The sequence below is a fragment of the Anoxybacillus sp. genome (assembly GCF_036834105.1).
Lineage (GTDB): Bacteria > Bacillota > Bacilli > Bacillales > Anoxybacillaceae > Anoxybacillus.
Genome location: NZ_DAITON010000133.1, coordinates 1 through 4,478 on the forward strand (window position 1 = coordinate 1; position 4,478 = coordinate 4,478).

Below are 4,478 nucleotides of genomic sequence, written 5' to 3' on the forward strand. Positions count from 1 at the left end.
TCCACAAGCAAGGGCTATTTTTATGCTTACTCGATTTTATCTAGCACCACGGGTAGCATTACAATAAAATTCTATACTTGTTGAAATCGTATATGTTGCACCATGATAGGAATATTTCCCGGAGACCGTAATGACGTATGTGCGACCACCATCAATTAATTCCGCATTATATCCTGTCTGTGTCCACGTCCCACTGCCAGACGCTTTTGAGGAGATCGATTTAACTCCCGAAAACAGTTGTCTTTTATGAATTGCTACCGCCTCGCTGTCAAATTTTACATTATTGAGATAACCTACTACTTGGGAAGAATCACTGGAAGAACGATAGGCACCCAATGACCAAATATAAGGTGACCAAGAAAAATCAGCCCCAGTAGTATAGTCTGTGTCACGTGCTTGTCCAATCTCTGGCGATAATAATGCTACTAATGTTAGACACATAACTCCTAGCCTAGTTATTTTCCTTTTCATAACAGTACCTTCCTCACCGATATTTTTCCTATTCAACCTCATTATACCTCAATTTCCTCCCTACTTCACCGCCAACTTGCTGTCGAACCCCGCCATTTTTGACGGTGCGCCCGCCAATTTTGGCGGACTAGACAAAAAAACGCCCCCACCGATCCGCCAAGGACATAAAAACCCCCATCCAATGCCCGTGCATCAGATAGGGGTTTCGTTTTACCCGCGCAATGTGGCGCCGAATTGTTGTTCGACCGCTTTGATGACTTGTTCGTGAACGTTTGTTACTTCTTCGTCCGTCAATGTCCGCGATGGGTCGTAGTAACGGAGCGCGAAGGCGATCGATTTTTTGCCTTCTGGAAGTCGGTCTCCTTTGTAAACGTCGAAAATCGATACGTCTTTCAACAGTTCACCGCCCACTTCAATAATCGTTTTTTGCAACTCACCCGCGACGACATGTTCATCGACGACAAGAGCGATGTCGCGCGTAATGGACGGGAAGCGTGGAATCGCCGTATAGCGAATGTCGGCTACTTCCGCTTTTAATAACGCTTCAAGATCTAGCTCAAATACATATGTTTCTTTCAAATCAAATTGCTTTTGCACGTTCGGATGAAGCTGACCAATAAAGCCGATTGTCTTATGATCTAATAAAATTTCTGCTGTACGCCCTGGATGAAGATGCTCGCGCTTCGCCTGCTTATATTCGATACGGTTCTCTAATCCTAGCAAGGCAAATAAACCATCTAAAATGCCTTTTGCAACGTAGAAGTCAACTGCTTTTTTCTCTCCTTGCCATAAATGCGCATGCCATACTCCTGTCAAGACGCCGGCTAACCGCTCTTTTTCGTTTGGCAGTTCATGTTCGCCGTTAGCTAAGTATACCGATCCAATTTCGTATAGCGCTACGTTTTCGACTTGGCGGGCACGGTTGTAGCTTGCCGCTTCTAGCAAGTGCGGCACTAAGCTTTGCCGTAAGACGCTTCGTTCTTCGCTCATTGGAAGAGCAAGACGAATCGGTTCCGCCGTTTCAAGCGCAAACATCATTGCTTTTGCTTCGTTTGTGAGCGAGTACGTAATCGCTTGGAACAAGCCCGCATCTTCTAAATAACGGCGCACGTGGCGACGCTTTGCTTGATATGGTGTGAGTTTCCCTGGCTTTGCCTCCCCGATCGGCAATGTCGCTGGCAAATGGTCGTATCCATATAAACGCGCCACTTCTTCGATGATGTCTTCTTCAATTGTAATATCTGCACGACGTGACGGAATAGTAATCGTAAACGTGCCGTCATGTTCCGTAAATGTAAATTGCAAGTTCGTTAAAATGCCTGCCACTTCTTCTTTCGTAATCGTTGTGCCAAGCACGTTATTGATACGGTCTAATGTAATCGCGACAACAACATCTTTTCGTTGCAGTGTGTTCACTTCCACAACGCCGCCAACGACTTCTCCGCCAGCATATTCCGCCATTAAAGCAGCGGCTCGGTCAAGCGCTTCTTTTGTCCGCGCTGGATCGATTCCTTTTTCAAAACGTGTGCTCGACTCACTGCGCAATCCGTGATCTTTGACCGCTTGGCGAACAACCGAACTTGCGAAATACGCGGACTCAATAAACACGGTCGTTGTGTCATTTTTTACTTCCGAGTTCGCACCGCCCATCACACCAGCTAAAGCGACAGGCTCTTTCCCGTTTGTAATGACGAGATGGTTTTCTGTAAGCGTGCGCTCTACATCATCAAGCGTCACGATCGTTTCACCGTTTTTCGCACGGCGAACGACAATTTCTTTCGAACCGAGGCGATCATAGTCAAACGCATGAAGCGGTTGACCATATTCAAGCAAAATGTAGTTCGTAATATCAACAACGTTATTGTGTGGACGAATGCCAGCTGCCATTAAACGCGCTTGCATCCAAAGAGGGGATGGACCGATTTTCACGTTTTTCACAATGCGTCCCGCATATAACGGATTATCTTCTTGTGCATCGACCCGTACAGAAATGTAGTCATGAACGTTTTCGTCGTTTTCTTTCAACTCAATGGCCGGAAGCTTCACGCTCCGCCCTAAAATCGCTGCCACTTCATAAGCGACGCCGATCATGCTTAAACAATCAGCACGGTTTGGTGTTAAACTAAGCTCCAACACTTCATCATCCAAGTAAAGTAGTTCTAGCGCATCAGCTCCGACCGGCGCATCGTTTGGGAAAACGAAAATACCATCGGCATATTCTTTCGGAACGATTTTCGACTCGACGCCAAGTTCTTGCAGTGAACAAATCATACCGTTTGATTCTTCACCGCGCAGTTTCGCCCGTTTAATTTTAAAGTTGCCAGGCAATACCGCACCCACTTTAGCAACGGCAACCTTTTGTCCTTTTGCCACGTTCGGCGCCCCGCAAATGATTTGCACCGGATTCTCTTCGCCAATATCGACTAAACATTTGCTTAATTTATCAGCGTTCGGATGTTGTTCTCGCTCGAGCACATGCCCGATGACGACACCTTGTATTCCTTTATTGCGCACCTCGACGCTTTCCACTTCAATGCCTGCTTTTGTGATACGATCTGCTAGTTGGTTTGCTGTAATTCCTGTTAAATCGACATATTGTTGTAACCATCGATATGAAACGAACATCGCCAACCCCTCCTTTTACACCCGACGAAATTGTTGTAAAAACCGAATATCGTTTTGATAAAAATGACGAATATCATCAATGCCGTATTTTAACATTGCAATGCGCTCTGGACCCATACCGAACGCAAAGCCTGTATATTTTTTCGAATCGAATCCTGCCATTTCAAGCACGTTCGGATGAACCATTCCAGCGCCTAAAATTTCGATCCAGCCTGTTCCTTTACATACGCTGCAACCGTGTCCACCGCAATTGGCACATGATACGTCCACTTCAACAGACGGCTCTGTAAATGGGAAAAAACTTGGACGGAAGCGAATGTCGCGATCTTCTCCAAACATTTTGCGCGCAAATTCGCGCAACGTTCCTTTTAAGTCGCTCATGCGAATGTTTTCGTCCACAACAAGCCCTTCAATTTGTGTAAATTGATGGGAATGCGTCGCATCGTCGTTGTCGCGACGATATACTTTTCCCGGGCAAATGATTTTTACTGGACCGCGTCCTTTATGTTTTTCCATTGTGCGCGCTTGCACCGGAGACGTATGTGTACGCAATAAAATTTCCTCTGTAATATAAAATGAATCTTGCATATCGCGCGCTGGATGACCTTTTGGCAAATTGAGCGCTTCAAAGTTGTAATAGTCTTTTTCGACTTCCGGTCCTTCAGCAATCGTATAGCCCATGCCGATAAATAAATCTTCAATTTCTTCAACGACGCGCGTTAACGGATGATGATTGCCACGTTTCACCGGACGCCCAGGAAGCGTCACATCGATCGCTTCAGACGCTAGTTTTTTCTCAACTTCTGCTTGTTCAAGCGTTGCTTGCTTTGCTTCAAGCGCTGTTTGAATCACTTCACGCACTTCGTTCACAAGCGCCCCCATAACTGGACGCTCTTCAGGCGACAGCGCCCCCATGCCGCGCAACACTTCTGTAATTGGGCCTTTTTTGCCGAGATATGCGACGCGCACGTCATTGAGCGCTTTTAAATCGTTTGCTTGTTCAATTTTTTCAAGTGCTTCTTGTTGAAGCTGTTGTAACCGCTCCTTCATAAAAACCCTCCTCTGATCGATATAATAAAAAAACTCGCCCCTAATATAAGGGACGAGTGCACTCGCGGTACCACCCTTGTTAGCTATGCGATCAACATAGCTCACTTCATTGTGATAACGGTCTACACCGGAACGCCTTTACATTTTGCACGCGCAAAATGGTCCAAGCGCCAACTCCCGAGGTGAATTCACTTGCTTGAGCCATAAAAACGCTCGCAGTCTATGGCGTTTTCTCCCTGAATGGCGATCGGCAAGCTACTCTTCTCGATCATCGTTTTTTATATGATGAAATTCTTCATTTATTATAAGCAAATGTACAATGCGGTGCAAGG

The 4,478-nt window shown here is 45.9% G+C and carries 3 protein-coding genes and 1 other annotated feature; all 3 genes read right to left on the minus strand.

Features of this window, described 5'->3' with window-relative positions; all coding sequences use genetic code 11:
• Positions 1–36: 36 nt before the first annotated feature.
• Complete coding sequence (locus V7Z64_RS11175) at positions 37–471, minus strand: hypothetical protein (RefSeq protein ID WP_297989467.1); 435 nt, start codon at positions 469–471, stop codon at positions 37–39.
• 210 nt (positions 472–681) lie between these two features.
• Positions 682–3,096 carry a phenylalanine--tRNA ligase subunit beta gene (gene pheT / locus V7Z64_RS11180; RefSeq protein ID WP_297989469.1) on the minus strand — a complete coding sequence of 805 codons (2,415 nt, stop codon included), beginning with the start codon at positions 3,094–3,096 and terminating at the stop codon, positions 682–684.
• A gap of 15 nt (positions 3,097–3,111) precedes the next feature.
• A complete protein-coding gene (pheS, locus tag V7Z64_RS11185; RefSeq protein WP_297989471.1) occupies positions 3,112–4,146 on the minus strand; it encodes a phenylalanine--tRNA ligase subunit alpha in 1,035 nt (344 codons plus the stop codon).
• A 45-nt stretch (positions 4,147–4,191) separates the two neighbouring features.
• Positions 4,192–4,427: a binding site (T-box leader), on the minus strand.
• Between the last annotated feature and the right edge of the window lie 51 nt (positions 4,428–4,478).